21 protein-coding genes are annotated in these 18,077 nt (G+C 67.4%); 8 read left to right on the top strand and 13 right to left on the bottom strand.

Features of this window, described 5'->3' with window-relative positions; all coding sequences use genetic code 11:
* Positions 1 to 47: 47 nt before the first annotated feature.
* Positions 48 to 1,142, bottom strand: coding sequence for a CAF17-like 4Fe-4S cluster assembly/insertion protein YgfZ (gene ygfZ / locus EH231_RS18340; RefSeq protein ID WP_124713017.1), 1,095 nt, complete (start codon positions 1,140 to 1,142; stop codon positions 48 to 50).
* A gap of 66 nt (positions 1,143 to 1,208) precedes the next feature.
* Here ygfZ and EH231_RS18335 point away from each other — a divergent pair, with 66 nt between their 5' ends.
* Positions 1,209 to 2,087, top strand: a complete 879-nt coding sequence (locus EH231_RS18335; protein ID WP_164480940.1) for an aminodeoxychorismate lyase — start codon at positions 1,209 to 1,211, stop codon at positions 2,085 to 2,087.
* Positions 2,088 to 2,334: 247 nt separating this feature from the next.
* On the opposite strand, the gene EH231_RS18330 is transcribed toward EH231_RS18335, so the two are convergent.
* From EH231_RS18330 to lmeA, 9 genes are all read right to left on the bottom strand, one after another.
* Positions 2,335 to 2,793, bottom strand: a complete 459-nt coding sequence (locus EH231_RS18330) for a hypothetical protein (protein ID WP_124713016.1) — start codon at positions 2,791 to 2,793, stop codon at positions 2,335 to 2,337.
* A 221-nt stretch (positions 2,794 to 3,014) separates the two neighbouring features.
* Positions 3,015 to 3,266 (bottom strand): hypothetical protein, encoded by a 252-nt coding sequence (locus EH231_RS18325; RefSeq protein WP_090426649.1) that lies wholly within the window; start codon positions 3,264 to 3,266, stop codon positions 3,015 to 3,017.
* Complete coding sequence (locus tag EH231_RS18320) at positions 3,266 to 3,949, bottom strand: heme-binding beta-barrel domain-containing protein (RefSeq protein WP_170856283.1); 684 nt, start codon at positions 3,947 to 3,949, stop codon at positions 3,266 to 3,268. The genes EH231_RS18325 and EH231_RS18320 overlap by 1 nt, the downstream gene beginning before the upstream one ends.
* Positions 3,950 to 4,235: 286 nt before the next feature.
* On the bottom strand, positions 4,236 to 4,538 hold the full coding sequence (locus EH231_RS18310; RefSeq protein ID WP_044520476.1) for a DUF1416 domain-containing protein: 303 nt from the start codon (positions 4,536 to 4,538) through the stop codon (positions 4,236 to 4,238).
* Position 4,539: 1 nt separating this feature from the next.
* Positions 4,540 to 5,376, bottom strand: coding sequence for a sulfurtransferase (locus tag EH231_RS18305; protein WP_044520474.1), 837 nt, complete (start codon positions 5,374 to 5,376; stop codon positions 4,540 to 4,542).
* Positions 5,377 to 5,423: 47 nt separating this feature from the next.
* On the bottom strand, positions 5,424 to 5,906 hold the full coding sequence (locus tag EH231_RS18300) for a DUF4395 domain-containing protein (protein ID WP_090426652.1): 483 nt from the start codon (positions 5,904 to 5,906) through the stop codon (positions 5,424 to 5,426).
* Positions 5,907 to 5,996: 90 nt separating this feature from the next.
* On the bottom strand, positions 5,997 to 6,065 hold the full coding sequence (locus EH231_RS34820; protein ID WP_350355364.1) for an Ms5788A family Cys-rich leader peptide: 69 nt from the start codon (positions 6,063 to 6,065) through the stop codon (positions 5,997 to 5,999).
* Positions 6,066 to 6,115: 50 nt separating this feature from the next.
* Positions 6,116 to 6,538 (bottom strand): thioredoxin family protein, encoded by a 423-nt coding sequence (locus EH231_RS18295; RefSeq protein ID WP_044520471.1) that lies wholly within the window; start codon positions 6,536 to 6,538, stop codon positions 6,116 to 6,118.
* Complete coding sequence (gene lmeA, locus EH231_RS18290; protein WP_124713015.1) at positions 6,535 to 7,350, bottom strand: mannan chain length control protein LmeA; 816 nt, start codon at positions 7,348 to 7,350, stop codon at positions 6,535 to 6,537. Before lmeA ends, EH231_RS18295 begins: the two co-directional genes overlap by 4 nt.
* Positions 7,351 to 7,513: 163 nt before the next feature.
* Between lmeA and EH231_RS18285 the strand changes: the two genes are divergently transcribed.
* From EH231_RS18285 to pstB, 6 genes are all read left to right on the top strand, one after another.
* Positions 7,514 to 8,308, top strand: coding sequence for a winged helix-turn-helix transcriptional regulator (locus EH231_RS18285; RefSeq protein ID WP_124714311.1), 795 nt, complete (start codon positions 7,514 to 7,516; stop codon positions 8,306 to 8,308).
* On the top strand, positions 8,305 to 9,183 hold the full coding sequence (mshD, locus tag EH231_RS18280; protein ID WP_090426655.1) for a mycothiol synthase: 879 nt from the start codon (positions 8,305 to 8,307) through the stop codon (positions 9,181 to 9,183). Before EH231_RS18285 ends, mshD begins: the two co-directional genes overlap by 4 nt.
* 121 nt (positions 9,184 to 9,304) lie before the next feature.
* The gene (gene pstS, locus EH231_RS18275; RefSeq protein WP_124713014.1) at positions 9,305 to 10,432 is read left to right on the top strand and encodes a phosphate ABC transporter substrate-binding protein PstS; all 1,128 of its coding nucleotides are present in this window, start codon (positions 9,305 to 9,307) and stop codon (positions 10,430 to 10,432) included.
* A gap of 54 nt (positions 10,433 to 10,486) precedes the next feature.
* Positions 10,487 to 11,542: a phosphate ABC transporter permease subunit PstC gene (pstC, locus tag EH231_RS18270; RefSeq protein WP_124713013.1), complete on the top strand. Its 1,056-nt coding sequence runs from the start codon at positions 10,487 to 10,489 to the stop codon at positions 11,540 to 11,542.
* Positions 11,539 to 12,453, top strand: a complete 915-nt coding sequence (pstA, locus tag EH231_RS18265) for a phosphate ABC transporter permease PstA (protein WP_090426665.1) — start codon at positions 11,539 to 11,541, stop codon at positions 12,451 to 12,453. The genes pstC and pstA overlap by 4 nt, the downstream gene beginning before the upstream one ends.
* Before the next feature lie 9 nt (positions 12,454 to 12,462).
* Complete coding sequence (gene pstB, locus EH231_RS18260; RefSeq protein ID WP_029110412.1) at positions 12,463 to 13,239, top strand: phosphate ABC transporter ATP-binding protein PstB; 777 nt, start codon at positions 12,463 to 12,465, stop codon at positions 13,237 to 13,239.
* Positions 13,240 to 13,258: 19 nt separating this feature from the next.
* On the opposite strand, the gene EH231_RS18255 is transcribed toward pstB, so the two are convergent.
* Entirely contained in the window at positions 13,259 to 14,233 is a 975-nt protein-coding gene (locus tag EH231_RS18255; protein WP_124713012.1) for a quinone oxidoreductase family protein, read from the bottom strand.
* Positions 14,234 to 14,320: 87 nt separating this feature from the next.
* Between EH231_RS18255 and EH231_RS18250 the strand changes: the two genes are divergently transcribed.
* Positions 14,321 to 14,839, top strand: a complete 519-nt coding sequence (locus EH231_RS18250; protein ID WP_164480939.1) for a MarR family winged helix-turn-helix transcriptional regulator — start codon at positions 14,321 to 14,323, stop codon at positions 14,837 to 14,839.
* Position 14,840: 1 nt separating this feature from the next.
* On the opposite strand, the gene phoU is transcribed toward EH231_RS18250, so the two are convergent.
* Together phoU and EH231_RS18240 are read right to left on the bottom strand one after the other, a co-directional pair.
* The gene (phoU, locus tag EH231_RS18245) at positions 14,841 to 15,509 is read right to left on the bottom strand and encodes a phosphate signaling complex protein PhoU (RefSeq protein ID WP_124713011.1); all 669 of its coding nucleotides are present in this window, start codon (positions 15,507 to 15,509) and stop codon (positions 14,841 to 14,843) included.
* Positions 15,510 to 15,594: 85 nt separating this feature from the next.
* Entirely contained in the window at positions 15,595 to 17,979 is a 2,385-nt protein-coding gene (locus tag EH231_RS18240) for an LCP family protein (RefSeq protein WP_241177763.1), read from the bottom strand.
* Positions 17,980 to 18,077: the final 98 nt, after the last annotated feature.

Raw genomic sequence — 18,077 nt, 5'->3', positions numbered from 1 at the left:
TCGTCGGTGACCGAGTGAGTTTACGTGCTGATGGCCTGGGCGGCGGCTTAACGCCCCCGGAGCCGATCCACTGCCGCCCGGCCGGCGCCGGCGGTGGCATCCGCCTCCGGCAGGGAATCGGGGTCGATCACGGCGGGTGCCTGCGCCTCGTCACCGGCGACCAACTCGGTATCGGCCGGCAGTCCCCGTTTGACCAGGGCCAACGCGATCGGGCCGTCGTCGACGTGCTCGACGACGGTGCCGATCCGGCCGACGTTCCGGCCGCCCGCGGTCACCGCGTCACCCGTCACGGGCCGGTCAGAGGAGCCGTCGAGCTGCAGGATCACCAGCATCCGGGGTGGTTTGCCCAGGTTGTGCACCCGTGCGACGGTCTCCTGACCGCGGTAGCAGCCCTTGTCCAGGTGGACCGCTCCGACACCCGGGCCGCCGATCCAGCCGACCTCGTGCGGAATGGTGCGCTCGTCGGTGTCGACCCCCAACCGCGGGCGCCCGGAGGCCACGCGGTGCGCCTCGTAGGCCCAGATCCCGGCCGGCCGCACGCCGGCGTCGGTCAGCCGCCGGGTGTACTCGGCGACTGCCTCTCGCGGCACCACCAGGTCCAGTTCGATTCCGGGGGCGGGCAGCCGGCGCAGGAACCCGCCGCCGGGCAGTGCGACCGCCGTCGCCTCCTCGGGCAGCTCTGCGCAGTCCAGGGCCTTGATGACCTGCTCATCGGCAAGCCCGGGCCCGAGTAGGGACAGCACCGCCATATCCGCGGGTTCGATCTGCACGTCGGACCAGAACACCATCTTGCGCAGGTAGGCCAGCAGCGGTTCGCCCCGCCACGGTTCGGTGTCCAGGTACGTGGTGCCGCCGAGGTCGGTCTGAATCCAGTGATCTTCGACACGGCCCTGCAAATCCAGGCTCAGGTTCTCGGTGACCACGCCATCCGGCAAGGCGCTGACGTGCTGGCTCGAGATGCTGTGCAGCCACGTCTGATGGTCCTTGCCGGTCAGGGTCAGGACTGCGCGGTGCGACCGGTCGACCAGAACCGCGGCACCCGCCGCGGCCTGTTGTTCGCCGAGCGGATCGCCGTAATGCCAGACGGCCCCGGCGTCGGGGCTGCCTTCGGGCGTGGGCACTGCTGGCGGTGGTGCAGTCATAGGCCAACTCTACGTTTGTCGCTCTCGGCGCCAGCGGCTCTTGGCCCGCAGCTACGCTTTGGCCCCATGGCGAGCCAACCAGCCGTGCTGGTCACCCTTGACGGCCAGATCCACGACCCCAACGCTCCGCTGCTGCACGCCGACGATCTGGCCGCGGTGCGCGGCGACGGGGTTTTCGAGACGCTGCTGGTGCGTGACGGCAGACCCTGTCTGCTCGAGGCGCACTTGGGGCGGCTGACCCAATCCGCCAAGATGCTGGATCTGCCAGAGCCGGATCTGGACGCCTGGCGGGCGGCGGTCGCGTCGGGGGCCGCACGCTGGACCGCCGAGAACGACGGCGACGGCGTGCTGCGCCTGGTCTACAGCCGCGGGCGGGAGAGCGGCGGACCGGCGACGGCGTTCGCCACCATCGGCGCGCTGGCCGACCGGGTGGCCGGGGTGCGGCGGGACGGGCTGGCGGCGATCACCCTCGACCGCGGGCTGCCCCTGAATGCCAGCGACATGCCGTGGCTGGTCGCCGGCGCCAAGACCCTGTCCTACGCGGTCAACATGGCCGCGCTGCGGCACGCCGAGCGCCAGGGTGCCGGTGACGTGATCTTCGTCAGCTCCGACGGCTACCTGCTGGAGGGGCCGCGTTCCACCGTGGTCATCGCGGCCGAAGGTGACGACGGCCGGCCGCTTCTGCTCACCCCGCCGCCCTGGTATCCGATCCTGCGCGGCACCACCCAACAGGCACTGTTCGAGGTGGCTCGCAACAAGGGCTATGACTGCGACTTCCGTGCCCTCAAGCCGGCGGATCTGCTTACGGCGCAGGGTGTTTGGCTGATTTCCAGCATCACCCTCGCGGCCCGGGTGCACACCCTGGACGGGCAGCCGCTGCCCTATGCGCCGCTGGCAGCCGATATCTCCGGCCTGGTCGACGCGGCGATCGTCAGCGATCGCTGAGCTGCGGATAAATCGCTTGTCGGGGTGCACGGACGGGGGTAGCTTCGTGTGCACACAGGGAAGGAGGTGGTCCGTCAAATTGAGTGACTTATGGACATGTGAGGTGGCTGCCCGCTAGCAGCGCCGGGGTATTGCCTGCGCGCGCTGGCGAATTCCCCGCAGCCACCCGGCCCCCGAGCCCCTCGGTCTGTCCAACCAAGAACCACGGCTCGGGGGCCGCCCCATGTCTGGGGTAGGCCGAACCCTGTTATCGCGGTGGCGGTTGTGGCGCCAGTGACTGGCAGGCCTGCATGGCGTCGTCCCACTGGGCCTGGTCGACACCGGGCGGAGGCAATGGCTTGCCGTCCTCGCCCATCGGTGGCGGCGGTGGCAGTGGCTCGCCATTCGCGTCGGTCGGGGGCGGCAGCGGCTTCCCGTCCGGGTCCAGCGGTGGCGTCGGGGCGCCCGCGGGCGGGGTCGCGCCCACCGGCGGCGGACCTGGTGGCGCACCCTTCGGTGGGGCCGGGATGCCGTGCTGGGTCAGGCAATCGGTGAACGCGCCATGAGGCGAGGCTGCCGGTGCGGCCGACGTCGACTCCGAGGCCGACGTGGCCGCCGAGGTATCGGGCGACTCTGTGCTCGAACCGGACGAACACGCCACCATGCCAGTGACGAGTGCTGCACCGGTGACGCCGAAAACGGCCGCGCGCAGCGATGACAAGGACACATTTACCTCCTCGATGGTTGGTGCGCGACCGACGCTATTTCGGCTGAATGGGCTTGGGTTATCAGCACCCTTGGAGCCGGCTGTGTGATTGGTTGCGAAACGGTGTCAGACGATTCTCCGCAAATTCGCGCACAGCTGCCCGGTGCAGTCAGGTTGAAGCCACCGAGATCGGTTGCGGCGATCCATGATTGGGCGCGCAAGTCAGGGCGCGGAGGCTAGCCCTAGCTGCTCGGGCCCGGCGCCAGCGTCGAGCACGCCTTGGTGGCCTGCTGCCAGGTCTGATCGTCGACCCCGGACGGCGGACCGGCGACCGGGCCGGGCGCGGCGGGAACGCCGTGCTGGGACAGGCAGTGCGCATAGGTCCCGTGCTCGGGCGGCGGTGAGGTCGGAGCCGGTTGCGGGCCCTCCGACGAACACGCGCCGAGGAAAGCTGCTGCGGCAAGCAGACCTGCCGCGATGATCGGCCGGCGCATCAGCCGACAAACCGTGACAGCCGGGCCGACAGATGCGGTACCAGACCGCCGTCAGCGTCCACACGTTCCTCGACGTAGCCAAGGTCGCCGCCGTCGACGATGCCGTAGAGGCGCTTGGCGCCCCCGACCAGCAACCCGGACTTGCTGCGGGCCAGCGCATCGGTCACCAGCTCCCAGGACGCCTGGGTGAGGGGCTTGCCGTAGAAAAGTTCGACATAGCCGGCCGAATGGGCCAGCAGCAGTTCGATGGCCTGCGACTCGTCACGGCCGGTCGGATCATCGGGATCGGTCACGAATCGCCAGAATCCGCTTTCGCGGAGGCCGGGGGATTCATATTCACCCGATTCGTTCAGCCGCCAGGACCGCGAGTCCCAGTTCAGGTAGTCGCCGCCGTCATGGGAGACCACGATCTGCTGACCGAACCGGTAGTCGCCATGGGTGTCGCGGCCTTCGCCCTCACCGCGCCAGACGCCGACCAACGGCAACAGCGCCAGCAGCGCGTCGTTGAGTTCGACGCCGTCGCGCAGGTTGGCGGTGTCGGCAGGCATCGGGAGGTCGTCGAAGACCGGAATGTTGCGGGCTGCCGTGGCCTTGGCCCGCTCGGCGGCAGCCGCTACGGCTCGGTCACCGGAGCCCGGCTCGGGTCCGGAGGCCTCGGCTGGAATGTCCCGGTCGGAGGTCACGACTCGTCGGTGACGAGGCGGTACAGCGCGTACAACGCGAACCACGTGATGACCACGACGGCCGCGACGAGCATTATCTCGAAGAAGAGCACCACGGGAGTGAGTCTAGTTCCTAGTCGAGGGTGTCGGCGTCCCGGGTCGGGGCGCCCTATACACGCCGAACGTGGGCCTGTGTGCGAGATACGTGCAAATCCTCATACACAAGCCCACGTTCGAGCGGGATCAAGCGATCAAGCGGTGCCGATGGCCTAGCTCCTCATCGGCTCGTACCTCGCCTTGATCGACGCTAGGCGACCTTGACGTCGACCTCGTGGATGCCCGCACCGGCCGGCGCCACGCTGGCGTCGCCGTTGCCCGCGGGGGACAGGGCGCGCAGCGTCCAGGTGCCCGGAGCGGCGAAGAACCGGAAATCGCCGGTCGCCGAGGCCACGACCTCAGCGGTGAACTCATCGCTGGAGTCCAGCAGGCGCACGAAGGCACCGCCGACAGCCTGGCCGGAGCCGTCCACCACGCGACCGGTGATGACGGTTTCCTTCTCCAGGTCGACGCCGGCCGGCAACGTCAGTCCTTGCTTGGGTGCAGAGCACATATCAACTTCCCAACTCGATCGGGGCGCCCACCAGGGAGCCGTATTCCGTCCAACTACCGTCGTAGTTCTTGACGTTCTCGTGTCCCAGCAGCTCCTGCAGCACGAACCAGGTGTGCGAGGAACGCTCACCGATCCGGCAGTAGGCGATGGTCTCCTTCTCGCCGTCGAGGCCGGCCGCGGCGTACAGCTTGGCCAGATCCTCGTCGGACTTGAAGGTGCCGTCCTCGTTGGCTGCCTTGCTCCACGGAACGTTGATGGCACCGGGGATATGCCCGGGCCGCTGGCTCTGCTCCTGCGGCAGGTGCGCCGGCGCCAGGATCTTGCCGGAGAACTCGTCAGGGGAACGCACGTCGACCAGGTTCTTGGCGCCGATCGCGGAGATGACCTCGTCGCGGTACGCCCGGATGCTGTTGTCGAGCGGCTGGGCCGTGTACGACGTGGCGGGGCGGCTGACGGCGTCCTTGACCAGCGGGCGTGCGTCGAGCTCCCAGCGCTTCCGGCCGCCGTCGAGCAGCTTCACGTCGGCGTGGCCGTACAGCTTGAAGTACCAGTAGGCGTAGGCCGCGAACCAGTTGTTGTTGCCGCCGTACAGGATCACCGTGTCGTCGTTGCTGATGCCCTTGTCGGACAACAGCTTCGAGAACTGTTGCTGGTCGACGAAGTCACGCTTGACGGCGTCCTGCAGATCGTCTTTCCAGTCCAGTTTGACGGCGCCGGGGATGTGCCCCTCGTCGTCGTAGGCGCTGGTGTTCTCGTCGACCTCGACGAACACCACGCCGGGGGTGTCGAGGTTGTTCCCGGCCCATTCGGTCGAGACCAGGACGTCGGAACGTGCCATGTACGAATTCCTTTCGGTTGCTTCAGATTTGGTTTGTCAGGCGGGTGTCACGCGGGACTGGGGACGCGACGCAGCCGCGCCACCAGCGGGTAGATCTGGCAACCCAGGCAGATGCCGAAGGCGGCGTTGAGGAAGGCCGCCACCAACGCGAATGCGGTGGCGGTCAGGCCGAGCGCGGTGATGCCGAAGGCGAACCCTGCGGTACCCGCGATCGCGAACACGAAGCCGACCAATTGGGCGAACTTCAGCGGCGGCACCGGCTCGCGCTCGGTGACCGGTGCCAGGCGCGGCGCGACGAAAGTGGCGAACAGCCGGCCATACGGATGCTTGCGTGGACCGCCGACCGCGCCGATGGCGAACACCACGGCCTGGGCGCCGAGCAGCACCGCGGCCGCGAGCTCACTCACCCCGGCGACCAGCAGCGTGGCGATCAGTACCGCGGTGGTGACCCAGGCTGCGAACCGAGGGCCCCGCACGTCGACCTGAGCGGGCCGACCATCAGCGCCGGGCTGGGTTGATGTCGATGACATGAGAACGAACTCCTGTTGTTGTAGAAGGTCTGATGGTGTGCAGGCTCAGGCACGAGGCCTGAGCGGGCGCGCAAAAGCGCGCGGCTGCCCTCAACAGCAACAACAACAGCAGCAACCCGCGACGCGGCACAGATCGACTGCGCGGCGCTTGGTGAGCACAAGCTCAAGGCGGGCTGACACGAGCGACAGCTTACCCAATAACCGCCGGGTCAGGCCAACAGTGGTTCCAGCGCCGAGCGCAGGTCAGCGGCCTTCGGCACCCCGCTGGTGCGGTATCGGGGCCGCCCGTCCCGGTCGAAGATGATGGTGGTGGGCAGCGACAGGACCGAAAGCCGCCTCGCGGCTTCGGGATTGGCGTCCATGTCGATTTCGACGTGGGCAACTTCGGGTAGCTCCGCGCACACCTGGTCGACGACTCGTCGCACTCCCGCGCAGGGGCCGCACCATTCGGCCGAGAAATGAAGAACGGTCGGGCCGGTGTGGGACAACCCCAGATCGCTGGTGTCGACGTTGGCGGCCTCCTCACCTGCCCTGATCATGCCGGCGCGCAGCGTGATCAGGCGACCGATCACGTAGGCGACCCCGAGCGCGGCGATCAGCACCACGATCACCAGCACCATTGAAGAGCTCATGACTGTCTGAACCCCGCCAGGTCGATGGTTACTCCCGAGGCGATCCCTTCGATGATCACGTCGGAGCCACGGGCGCCCGCGGTGGTGGGGGCGATGCCGAACGGAAGCTTCTGGCCGGTGATCGTGTGGCTGAACTCCGACAGCACCGCGGCGATCTTGTCGTCGGGCACGGGCTCGTCGGCGGTTCCTGGGCCGGTCAGGATCCCGGTCGCGGTCAGCACCAGGGTGGTTTCGTTGCCGTCGGCGAAGGACAGGTCGACCGAGACGCTCACGCGCTTGTCGAGTCCGGATTGCTTGGGGGTTCCGGTGAACACCAAGCCCTGACTGCTGGAGATGCCGGACTCGGTGGTGCCCCCGGTGGCGTCGTTGGTTTCCCGCGAGGGAGCCTCCACCAACAGGTCATCGATGCCCATGAACCTGCCGATATGGGTGGAGTCGATGATGATGCGGCTCTCGGCCTTCCTGACGGGCAGTTTCGCGTCGGGCCGGATCAGCCACGACGAGTCGGTGAGGTCGATTCCGTGCAGCGTGGCCTCCAGCGAGGCTTTGCCGACCACCGGGTGGTCGACGGCGGCGGCGCGGATCTCGATCTCCTTGTAGCGATGGTTGCGGACCTGCGTGAGGAAGGGAAAGCCCAGGATGGCGACCCACGGGTCCCAGTTCAGCCCGGCCGCGGTGCGTACGTTGCGGGCGAGCCGGTATTCGGCGTAGATGGCCGAGCCGAAATCGGTACCGACAACCCCGACGACGAGCGCGGTGACGGTTGCGGTGAGCCCGATCAGCAGTTTGCGCACCGCCACATTGTCGCCCACGGCCGGCGGATCCAAGCGCTCGGCGCGGCTAATCAGCAGGTGAGGCGTTATCGTTAGATCACTAAAGGCCGGTAACGGCTACATGTCAGTCATGAATCCGACTGTGTGGACATCGGGGTCCGGGCGGTCGCGGGAAGTGATTGCCGGCGCGCCGGAGGACCTGTTGGATCTGCTGCTACTGACCGTCGACCCGCACCCCGAGTCGGTCCTGCCCTCGCTGACCCTGCTGGCCCACACCGTGCGCACGGCACCGACAGAGGTGTCCTCGCTGCTGGAAGCGGGTAGTGCCGATGTGGCGATCGTCGACGCGCGTACCGATCTCGCGGCCGCTCGCGGCCTGTGCCGACTGCTGGGAACGACGGGTACATCCGTCCCGGTCGTCGCGGTGATCAACGAGGGCGGATTGGTGGCGGTCAACCACGAGTGGGGTCTCGACGAGATCCTGCTGCCCAGCACCGGCCCCGCCGAGATCGACGCCCGGCTGCGACTGCTGGTGGGCCGGCGCGGAGGCGGCGCCAACCAGGAGAACGTCGGCAAGATCACCCTCGGTGAGCTCGCGATCGACGAAGGCACCTACACCGCACGCCTGCGCGGGCGTCCCCTCGATCTCACCTACAAGGAATTCGAGCTCCTCAAGTACCTCGCGCAGCACGCCGGACGGGTCTTCACCCGGGCGCAACTGCTGCAGGAGGTGTGGGGCTACGACTTCTTCGGCGGAACCCGCACGGTCGACGTCCATGTCCGTCGTCTGCGCGCCAAGCTCGGCCCCGAGTACGAATCGCTGATCGGCACCGTCCGCAACGTCGGATACAAGGCGGTACGCCCGTCGCGCGGCCGCACCCCCGCCCCCGAGGCGAGCGGCGCCGCCGAGGCCACGCAGGACGATGGCGACGACGACTTCGACCCGGCGACCGACGACGCGGACGAGTCGCTGGCCGAGCGGTTGCCAAGCCAGTGACCGACCTCGACTGGCGGACCGGGCTCTCAGAAGCCGAGCAGACCGGGATCCGGGCACTCATTGCCGCTGCGACGGCGGTCGACGGCGTCGCCCCGGTCGGCGATCAGGTGCTGCGTGAGCTCGGCCATGACCGCACCCGCCACCTCCTGGCCACCGACGGTGCAGACCTCGTCGGGTACCTGAACCTGGCCCCGGCCGGCGACGAAGACCCGGCGATGGCTGAACTGGTGGTTCATCCGCAGGCCCGACGGCGCGGCATCGGTGCGGCGCTGGCTCGTGCTGGACTCGCCGAGGGGAGGGCGGGCACGCGGATCTGGGCGCACGGCAATCTCGAGGCGGCCCGGGCGCTGGCGGCCTCGCTGGACCTCAAAACCGTCCGCGAACTGCTGCAGATGCGCCGTCCGCTGACCGACCTGCCGCCGCTGCGCACCGCCGACGGGGTGCGGATCAGCACCTACGCAGGTCCTGCCGACGATGCCGAGATCCTGCGGGTCAACAACGCCGCGTTCTCCTGGCATCCGGAACAGGGCGGTTGGACCGAACAGGACATCGAAGAGCGGCGCAGCGAACCGTGGTTCGACCCCGAAGGGCTTTTCGAGGCGTTCGACGAGCGCACCGGGACGCTGCTGGGCTTCCACTGGACGAAGGTCCACGGGGGCGATCTCGGCGAGGTTTACATCGTCGGAGTCGACCCTGCCGCACAGGGGCGAGGCCTTGGTTCGGTGCTCACGTTGATCGGTCTGCATCACCTGGCCGGCAGGTCCCTGGCGACGGTGCTACTTTACGTCGAGGCAGATAACTCGGCGGCCGTGGCGACCTACCGAAACTTGGGTTTCGAGGTGTTCGGCGTCGACGTGGCGTACGCCGCCGGTTAACCCGTTTAGCTGTGAACACGCTGAACCTATTCACTGCTGATTCACCTGCCGTCCGCGAGCCGTCCACTGGGGCCTAATACGTTGCCGGAGAGTTCGAAGCCGTCAACTGAAAGTGGGACAAGTGAAGCTCATCAGCATTGGCAAGCCGTTCGGTGTCGCGCTGTCCGCGACGGCGATCGCGGCCCTCACGCTGACCGCCTGTGGTAGCGACAACAACGCCGCCAGCACCGGCTCGTCGGCCGCGGGCACCAGCTCGGCCGTGTCCGCTGAGTGCAGCGGCAAGAACGCTGTGACGGCCGAGGGCTCTACCGCGCAGCAGAATGCCATTGCCGAGTTCAACAAGGTGTGGGGCCAGGTCTGCTCGGGCAAGAACCTGTCCTACAACCCGACCGGTTCGGGCGCGGGTGTGGACCAGTTCATCGCCAAGCAGGTCGACTTCGCCGGCTCCGACTCGCCGCTCAAGGACGATCAGGTCGCCAAGGCCGCCGCGCGTTGCGGTGGCAACGAGGCCTGGAACCTGCCGCTGGTGTTCGGCCCGGTCGCACTGGCCTACAACGTCGAGGGTGTCGACAAGCTCGTGGTGAGCCCGGACGTGCTCGCCAAGATCTTCCAGGGCCAGATCACCAAGTGGAACGATCCGGCCATCGCCGCACTCAACGCCGGCGCCACCCTGCCGGACGTGGACATCAAGCCGATCTACCGGTCGGATTCCTCGGGCACCACCGACAACTTCCAGAAGTACCTGGCCGCGGCCGCGCCGCAGACCTGGACCAAGGGCGCGGGCAAGGAGTTCCAGGGCGGCGCCGGTGAGGGCGCGCAGAAGTCCTCCGGTGTCGTGCAGGCCGTGCAGGCCACCCCCGGCTCGATCGGCTACGTCGAGAAGAGCCCGGCTGCCGCGGCCGGCCTGCCCTACGCCCAGATCGACAGCGGTGCCGGTGCGGTCGCGCTGGACGACCAGTCGACCACCAAGGCCGTCGGCGCCGCCAAGGTCAAGGGTGACGGCAAGGACCTCGTGCTCGACCTGAACGCGCTGTACGCCTCGAAGGAGGCCGGCGTCTACCCGCTGGTGCTGGCCACCTACGAGATTGTTTGCTCCAAGGGCTACGACGCCGACACCGCGGCGGCCGTCAAGTCCTTCCTGACGGTGGCCGCCAACGAGGGCCAGGCCAGCCTGTCGCAGGCCGGATACATCGCGCTCCCCGACGAGTTCAAGCAGCGCCTGCTGACCTCGGTCGAGGCCATCGCTTAGTAGCCCGGCTGGCATTTGAGGACGAATCTGGGCGAGGATGGGTTTTCCGACCATATGACCAACAGGGGCCCTGACGGGACAACAGTGACAACGCCGAATCCAGCTGATTCAGGTTCGGGGGAGACGCTCGCGTCCCCCCATCCCGAACCGGCACCCATCTCGACCGATCCGTCCAAGGGAGCCAAGGTTCGCCTCGGCGACCGAATTTTCCGTGGGCTTGCCGAAGGCTCGGGCATCCTGATCGTCGCGCTCATCGCGGCGATCGGGGTGTTCCTGCTCTGGCGCGCGGTTCCGGCGCTGACCCGGAACGAGGAGAACTTCTTCTTCTACGGCGGCAACTGGATCACCACCGACACCTCGGCGATGCACTTCGGCATCTTCGAGCTGCTGCAGGTGACCGTGTTCGTCTCGGTCTTCGCGCTCGTCTTGGCGATGCCGGTGGCCTTGGGCATCGCGATCTATCTCACCCAATACTCATCGCGGCGATTGGCCGGCCCGCTGGCCTATCTGGTGGACCTGCTGGCCGCCGTGCCGTCGATCGTCTACGGCGTCTGGGGCCTGTACGTGCTGGCGCCCGCGATCAAACCCTTTGCGGTGTGGCTCAATACGAACTTGGACTGGTTGTTCCTGTTCAAGACCGGCAACGCGTCGGTGGCCGGCGGCGGCACCATCTTCACCGCAGGCATCGTGTTGGCGGTGATGATCCTGCCGATCATCACCGCGGTGACCCGCGAGGTGTTCACCCAGACCCCGCGCGGCCAGATCGAGGCCGCGCTGGCGCTGGGCGCCACCCGCTGGGAAGTGGTGCGCACGACGGTGCTGCCCTTCGGGCTGTCCGGGTACATCAGCGGCGCGATGCTCGGTCTGGGCCGCGCGCTCGGTGAGACCATCGCGTTGCTGATCATCCTGCGCGGCACCCAGACCGCGTTCAGTTGGACGCTGTTCGACGGCGGCTACACCTTCGCCAGCAAGATCGCAGCCACCGCAAGCGAATTCAACGACCAGTACAAGGCGGGCGCCTACATTGCCGCCGGCCTGGTGCTGTTCATCCTCACCTTCGTGGTGAACTCGCTGGCCCGTGCCGCGGTCGCCGGAAAGGGGCGCTCATGACCTCCACTCTCGAGCGGCCGGTCAAGGCGCCCGCGTTCCAGGGCGTGAGCCTGCGCCGCAAGCTGACCAACCACCTCGCCACGGTGCTGGTGACCTCGTCGTTGCTGGTCGCCCTGGTACCGCTGGTGTGGGTGCTGTACTCGGTGATCGTCCGGGGTTGGGCCGCATTGAGCTCACCCACGTGGTTCACCAATTCCCAGGCCGGGATGACGACGTTCACCGCCGGTGGCGGTGCCTACCACGCGATCGTCGGCACCCTGCTGCAAGGCCTGGTGTGCTCGCTGATCTCCATCCCGATCGGTGTGATGGTGGGCGTGTACCTGGTCGAGTACGGCGGTGGTACGCGGCTGGGCAAGATCACCACGTTCATGGTGGACATCCTCACCGGCGTGCCCTCGATCGTCGCCGCGCTGTTCATCTACGCATTGTGGGTGGCCACGCTCGGGTTCGGCCGGTCCGGGTTCGCGGTGTCACTGGCGTTGGTGCTGTTGATGATTCCGGTGATCGTGCGGGCCACCGAGGAGATGCTGCGCATCGTGCCGATGGACCTGCGCGAAGCGAGTTACGCACTGGGCGTGCCCAAGTGGAAGACCATCGTCCGAATCGTGATCCCGACGGCGCTGTCGGGCATCGTCACCGGCATCATGCTGGCGCTGGCCCGCGTGATGGGTGAGACTGCGCCGCTGCTGATCCTGGTCGGCTACGCCCAGGCGATGAACTTCGACATGTTCGGCGGGTTCATGGGATCGCTGCCGGGCATGATGTACGACCAGATCTCGGCGGGGGCAGGTGCCAACCCGGTGCCCACCGACCGCCTGTGGGGTGCGGCGCTGACGCTGATCCTGCTGGTCGCCCTGCTCAATGTCGGCGCGCGTGCGGTCGCCAGATTCTTTTCCCCCAAGAAGGTGTAGGAGTTATCCATGGCCAAGCGGCTGGATCTCAAGGACGTCAACATCTACTACGGCGCGTTCCACGCCGTTTCCGAGGTTTCGCTGTCGGTGCAGCCGCGCAGTGTGATGGCCTTCATCGGCCCGTCGGGCTGCGGCAAGTCGACCGTGCTGCGCACGCTGAACCGCATGCATGAGGTGATCCCCGGGGCCCGCGTCGAGGGCTCGGTGCTGCTCGACGGTGAGGACATCTACGGAGCCGGGGTGGACCCGGTGGGCGTGCGCAAGACCATCGGCATGGTGTTCCAGCGTCCGAACCCGTTCCCCACCATGTCGATTCGCGACAACGTGGTGGCCGGGCTGAAGCTGCAGGGCGTCCGCAACAAGAAGACCCTCGACGAGGTCGCCGAGCGCTCACTGCGCGGTGCCAACCTGTGGACCGAGGTCAAGGACCGGCTGGACAAGCCCGGCGGTGGTCTGTCGGGTGGTCAGCAGCAGCGGTTGTGTATCGCCCGCGCGATCGCGGTGCAGCCCGATGTGCTGTTGATGGATGAGCCCTGCTCGGCGCTCGACCCGATCTCGACGCTGGCCATCGAAGATCTGATCTCCACGCTCAAGCAGGATTTCACGATCGTCATCGTCACGCACAACATGCAGCAGGCCGCCCGGGTGAGTGATCAGACCGCGTTCTTCAACCTCGAGGCCACCGGAAAGCCCGGCAGGCTGATCGAGATCGACGACACCGAGAAGATCTTCTCCAACCCCACCCAGAAGGCGACCGAGGACTACATCTCGGGCCGCTTCGGCTGAGTTTCTCGCGAAACTCGCGCTAAGGGGTGAGTACCACGCGGGTTCCCGAGGGCTCACCGCCTGCCCATACCTCGGCGACTTCGGCCAATGCCCTTGGCTGGGTGCGTAATTCGAGCTGACCGTCGGCGACCATGGCGAACAGCCGGGGTAACGCCTCGGTGCGGGCGCGGACCAGCACCTCGGGCGGCACGCTGCCGATGCCGACCCCGCTGAGGGTGATCCCGGTGCCGCGCAGCACTCCCGCGTCCAGCGGCAGTGTCGGCCCGGTCATCGACCCGATCTGCACGAACCGGGTCGGGTGGTAGTGCGCGGCCGGATGGCTGGCGGCCAGGGCAGTGAGCACCTGCGCAGCAGGGTCTCCCCACAGGTAGTCGAGCACCGCGTCGAACGGGCGTCGGGCATGCATCTCGGCGACTTGTGCACCAAGATCCTGCTCGCCGAGGGCGATCGTGTCGTGGGCGCCTGCCGACCGTAGCCACTCCAGCCGTTCGGTGTTGCGGCCGGCAGCCACCACCGTCTCGGCGCCGAACATCGCACCGGCCAATTGCACTGCCATGGAACCGGTTACACCGGTGGCGCCCAGCACCAGCACGTGATCGCCGGGCTTGACGGCTGCGGCGTGGGACAGCGCGGTCCAAGCCGAGATGCCGGGGTTGGGCAGGGCGGCGGCGGTCACCGAGTCCACATGCTCGGGGATTTCAACCCCGCCGCGGGGGTCGACCAGTGCGCGCTCGGCCATCATCCCGGAATATCCGAGCGCCCCGGTGTAGATGCGACGGCCGTCGGCGAGCCGCGCGACACCGTCGACACCGGGAATGGCCGGCAGCTGAATCTCCTTGCTGGCGTAGTGCTTTCCCGATACCAGGGCCCGGGTGAGGTTGGTCAGGGCAGATGCTTCGACGGCGGCCACCTCGGCGCCGTCGCGCGGCTCGGGGTCGGATACGTCGGTGTAGACGGGGTCCCGGCCCCATTCGGTGACCAGTGCGGCCTTCATGGTGACTCCTCCGTAGTTGGTTTCCAAAGATATGGTTTCTGTGGAAACAATCTACTCGGCACCGCCGTGAGTGGCAAGATGGTTTCCGTGAAAACCAAACTTGAGCTGATCGACGCCATCACCGGGCTGATGGCCACGGTGGGCGACCGGCTCGGGAACGACGGGGAGGGCGACGCCGAGCGTGATTTCATGGCAGCCGGATGCCCCCAGCGGTTGCAGCCGCTGGTGCGGACGCTGCCGACGTCGTCGATGCACCTGCTGGCGGAGATCGCCGAGGGCCCGGTCAGCGTGGTCGGGCTGGCGGCGCGCTCCGGCCGGCTCAAGGGCACCGTCTCCAAGCATGTGCAGCGGCTGGTCGAGGCCGGCCTGGTGGCCCGCACACCTGTGCCCGGCAATCGCAAGGAGATCGAACTAGGCCTGACCGCGGACGGAGAACTCGTCGCCGACCTGCACCGGAAGCTGCACGAGGAGATGGACCGCGGAACCCGTGATTTTCTGCTGCGCTACAGCGGCACGGACCTACAAGTGCTGGTCAAGGTGCTGGGGGATCTGGCCGGGGCGCACAAGGACGGGGTCCGTCTGGTGCCGCCCGCGGACCGGCCCTGAGTCACTTGTTCGAGGAAACCGAATCCCCGTCCGGGTAGGAGCCCGTGACCTGGAAGATGACCCGCCGCGCCACCTCGACAGCATGGTCGGCGAAGCGCTCGTAGAAGCGGCTCAGCAACGTCACGTCGACGGCCGCGGTCACTCCGTGCTTCCACTCCCGGTCCATCAGCACCGAGAACAGGTGGCGATGCAGATCGTCCATCGCATCGTCTTCCTCCTGGATCCGGGCGGCCTTCTCCGGATCCTGGGTGAGCAGCACCTCGCGCGCGGCGTGCCCCAATTCGACGGCAACCCGGCCCATTTCGGCGAAGTACCCGTTCACTTCCTCGGGCAGCACGTGCTGGGGGTGGCGCCGGCGCGCGATCTTGGCGACATGCAGCGCCAGGGCGCCCATCCGGTCCACGTCGGCGACGATCTGGATGGAACCCACCACCGAGCGCAGATCGCCGGCCACCGGCGCCTGCAGCGCGAGCAACACGAACGCAGACTCCTCAGCCTGGGTGCTCAGCGCGGTCATCTTCTCGTGGTCACTGATGACCTGCTCGGCGAGCGCGAGGTCGGCCTGCAAGAGGGCCTGGGTGGCCAGCTCCATTGCGGTACCCGCCAACTCGCACATCTGGCCGAGTTGGTCCGTCAGTGAACGCAATTGCTCGTTGTACTGGGTACGCATGCTGCAAGATTAGGCGGTCAACGGGCCTGTAGTCACGATGCAACGATGAACGAACGGTGAATGCCGTCCCACCTGGGCCGTCGGACTATTCGCAGGTGGTGTCGGCGGCGTTGGTGACGGTCAGGTCCTCGGGAAGGTGCGTCGGGCTGGCGCCGGTGCCCTTCAGCACGTGTACCTGCACCTCGGACCCGCTCGGGGTCGGCGCGTTGACCGTATAGAAGTCGGAGCCCAGCACCACCTGCACCACGTCGCCCATTCCCGATACGCGTTCGATGGTCGGGTTGGTGAACGAGCTGGCCACGGTTGCGGCCGCCTCCTCGTTGCCGGGGGAGAAGAACACCGTGGTCGCCGGAAGTGTGCTCGGGTAGTCGTCCGGGGTGTTGACGTTGAAGCCGTGTTCCTGCAGCTCGGTGGCCGCTGTGGAGGCCAGGCCGCTCTGGCCGGTCGAGTTGGACACCTGCACCGTGACCTGCTGCGGTTCGGTGGTGACGGCGTTGACCATCTCGCCGCTGTCGGTCGTGGCCGGCACGGGGGCCGGAGCGGTCGACTGGGGCGTCTCAGACGGCGCGGCAGCCTGGACCGACGACGTCGCCGATTCGGGGGTGCCGGGCACCGGGGTGTTGTCCGGGTTCTTCTCACCGGGCAGCGGGTCGTCGTTGATGATCGCGTCGAACAGGGCCCGCATGTCGTCGGTGCGCGGGACCTCGTTGCCGTACTCGTCGGCGTATCCGACGGTCGGCACGGTGACGAAGGTGATCCGGCCGGCGTTCACGCCCTGGACGGACTGCCCGAGGTCGACCAGGTCCTTGGTCTTGATGTTGTCGACGAAGCTGTCGCTGATGAACATGTTGACCACGTTGTTCAGCTTGTTCAGCGAGAAAAATGTGTCTCGCGAGATCAGCGCGCGCAGGAGCGAGGACAAGAACAGCTGCTGGCGTTTGATGCGCCCGTAGTCCCCGTTGTATTCGGTGGTCACCTGGCGGGCCCGCACATAGTTCAGGGCGGTGTGGCCGTCGATCATCTGACGTCCGGCATTGGGCAGGACCGTGCCCAGTTCGTAGTCCTCGAGCGGGGTGGTGCTGCATACCTCGACCCCGCCGAGCGCATCGACCATCTTCGAGAAACCGGAGAAATCAACGGCCATGAACCGGTTGATGGACAACCCGGACAGCTTCTGGATCACCTTCACCAGGCACTTCGGCCCGCCGAAGGCGAAGGCCGAGTTCAGCTTGGTCTCGGTGTAGACCTCGTCGGGGCCGTAGGTCTCGGTTTCCTCGTCGTACAGCGGGCCGTAGGTCGCCGTCTCGGCGTTCCAGGGTTCGCACTTCATCGGGGTGATCGACAGGTCGCGGGGGAACGACACGGCGACGACACGTTCCCGGTTGGCCGGGATGTTCACCAGCATGATGGTGTCGGATCGGGCGCCCCCGGCATCCTCCGTGCCGCCGGCACCCATGCCCCCGTTGTCACCGAACCGGCTGTCGGTACCGATGATCAGGAAGTTCTCGTCGCCGAACTGGGCGTTGGGGTCGAGGATGTCGCGCGAATTGAGATCCAGCGCCGCGACCTTGTTGAGGCTGTTGTTCTTCGAGGACTGCCACTGCCAGGCCCCGCCGGTGAGCACCAGGGTGAGGACCGCCAGCATCGCGGCGGCGGCGCGCCCGGCGAGAATCACCCGGCGGTTGAGCGGCGGCCGTATTGCCTCGATCACGGTGGTCTCGTCGGGATCGTGCTCGTCCGGGGGCACTCGGCCGGCCCGCCATGCCGGGCGCTCCTGGGGCGCCTCGTATTCATAGACCGCGGGCAGGGCTGGCAGCACGTCGGTGTCGGTGTTGTCGGTTTCGGCCTCGTGATGCTCCAGCGAGTCCTCTGCGGGCGCGTCGATCGGCTCCGCGAACGAGTCCTCGCGCGGTTCGTGGTCGAACGACTCGTGGAAGGGCCCGTCGACAGAGTCGTCGAAGTGCTCCGGGTAATCCTCGGCTACGGGAAAACCCTGGGGTTCGTCGTCTTCGGGGTCGACGCGCACCGCTTCGATGATGTCCGTCGGATCGGGCACGTGCGGGCGGACGTAGACCGGCTCGGCTTCTGGTTCTTCGAGGTAAGCCGGCTCGGGCTCGGCCTCGTAGACATATGGTTCCGGCTCGGGCTCGAAGACGTACGCCGGTTCGGGTTCGGGTTCGGGTTCTGGTTCCGGTTCGACGTCTTCCGGGGCGTCGGGTTCCAGCCGGTGCCGCGTCGGGGTGAACCCGGTCCCGGCGACCTTGGCGATCAGATCGGCGACAGTTACCCCGTCGGCGTGACTGCCGGTGGGCTCGGCGACCGGTGAATCATCGGGTGGTGGCGCATCTTGGCGTTCCCACGGCGCGGCGCCTGGCAAAGGCTGCCGGGATCGGGTAATCCATTTGTTGTCCGACGAATCCTCCGGCGCGCGGTGCCGACGGCCGGGAGTGGCGTTATCACCGTCACTCATGTCCTAACCGGCCTCCGACTCTTCGAACTCGCGCGTGCGCGTCGGTGCGCATCGTTCCCGCGTTGTGACTTGGGTGCTGCTGAGGTTTTTCTCCTCAT

The organism is Mycolicibacterium nivoides (genome assembly GCF_003855255.1).
In the GTDB taxonomy this organism is placed as follows: domain Bacteria; phylum Actinomycetota; class Actinomycetes; order Mycobacteriales; family Mycobacteriaceae; genus Mycobacterium; species Mycobacterium nivoides.
This window is presented reverse-complemented; position numbering and strand designations above follow the sequence as displayed.

Excerpts from the sequence above, each read along its gene's own strand:
- ygfZ (WP_124713017.1), bottom strand. The coding sequence starts at position 1,142 with ATGACTGCACCACCGCCAGCAGTGCCCACGCCCGAAGGCAGCCCCGAC.
- pstC (WP_124713013.1), top strand. The coding sequence starts at position 10,487 with ATGACCAACAGGGGCCCTGACGGGACAACAGTGACAACGCCGAATCCA.
- EH231_RS18305 (WP_044520474.1), bottom strand. The coding sequence starts at position 5,376 with ATGGCACGTTCCGACGTCCTGGTCTCGACCGAATGGGCCGGGAACAAC.
- EH231_RS18335 (WP_164480940.1), top strand. The coding sequence starts at position 1,209 with ATGGCGAGCCAACCAGCCGTGCTGGTCACCCTTGACGGCCAGATCCAC.
- EH231_RS18310 (WP_044520476.1), bottom strand. The coding sequence starts at position 4,538 with ATGTGCTCTGCACCCAAGCAAGGACTGACGTTGCCGGCCGGCGTCGAC.
- pstA (WP_090426665.1), top strand. The coding sequence starts at position 11,539 with ATGACCTCCACTCTCGAGCGGCCGGTCAAGGCGCCCGCGTTCCAGGGC.
- EH231_RS18300 (WP_090426652.1), bottom strand. The coding sequence starts at position 5,906 with ATGTCATCGACATCAACCCAGCCCGGCGCTGATGGTCGGCCCGCTCAG.
- EH231_RS18325 (WP_090426649.1), bottom strand. The coding sequence starts at position 3,266 with ATGCGCCGGCCGATCATCGCGGCAGGTCTGCTTGCCGCAGCAGCTTTC.
- pstB (WP_029110412.1), top strand. The coding sequence starts at position 12,463 with ATGGCCAAGCGGCTGGATCTCAAGGACGTCAACATCTACTACGGCGCG.
- EH231_RS18295 (WP_044520471.1), bottom strand. The coding sequence starts at position 6,538 with ATGAGCTCTTCAATGGTGCTGGTGATCGTGGTGCTGATCGCCGCGCTC.
- EH231_RS18240 (WP_241177763.1), bottom strand. The coding sequence starts at position 17,979 with ATGAGTGACGGTGATAACGCCACTCCCGGCCGTCGGCACCGCGCGCCG.
- phoU (WP_124713011.1), bottom strand. The coding sequence starts at position 15,509 with ATGCGTACCCAGTACAACGAGCAATTGCGTTCACTGACGGACCAACTC.
- EH231_RS18255 (WP_124713012.1), bottom strand. The coding sequence starts at position 14,233 with ATGAAGGCCGCACTGGTCACCGAATGGGGCCGGGACCCCGTCTACACC.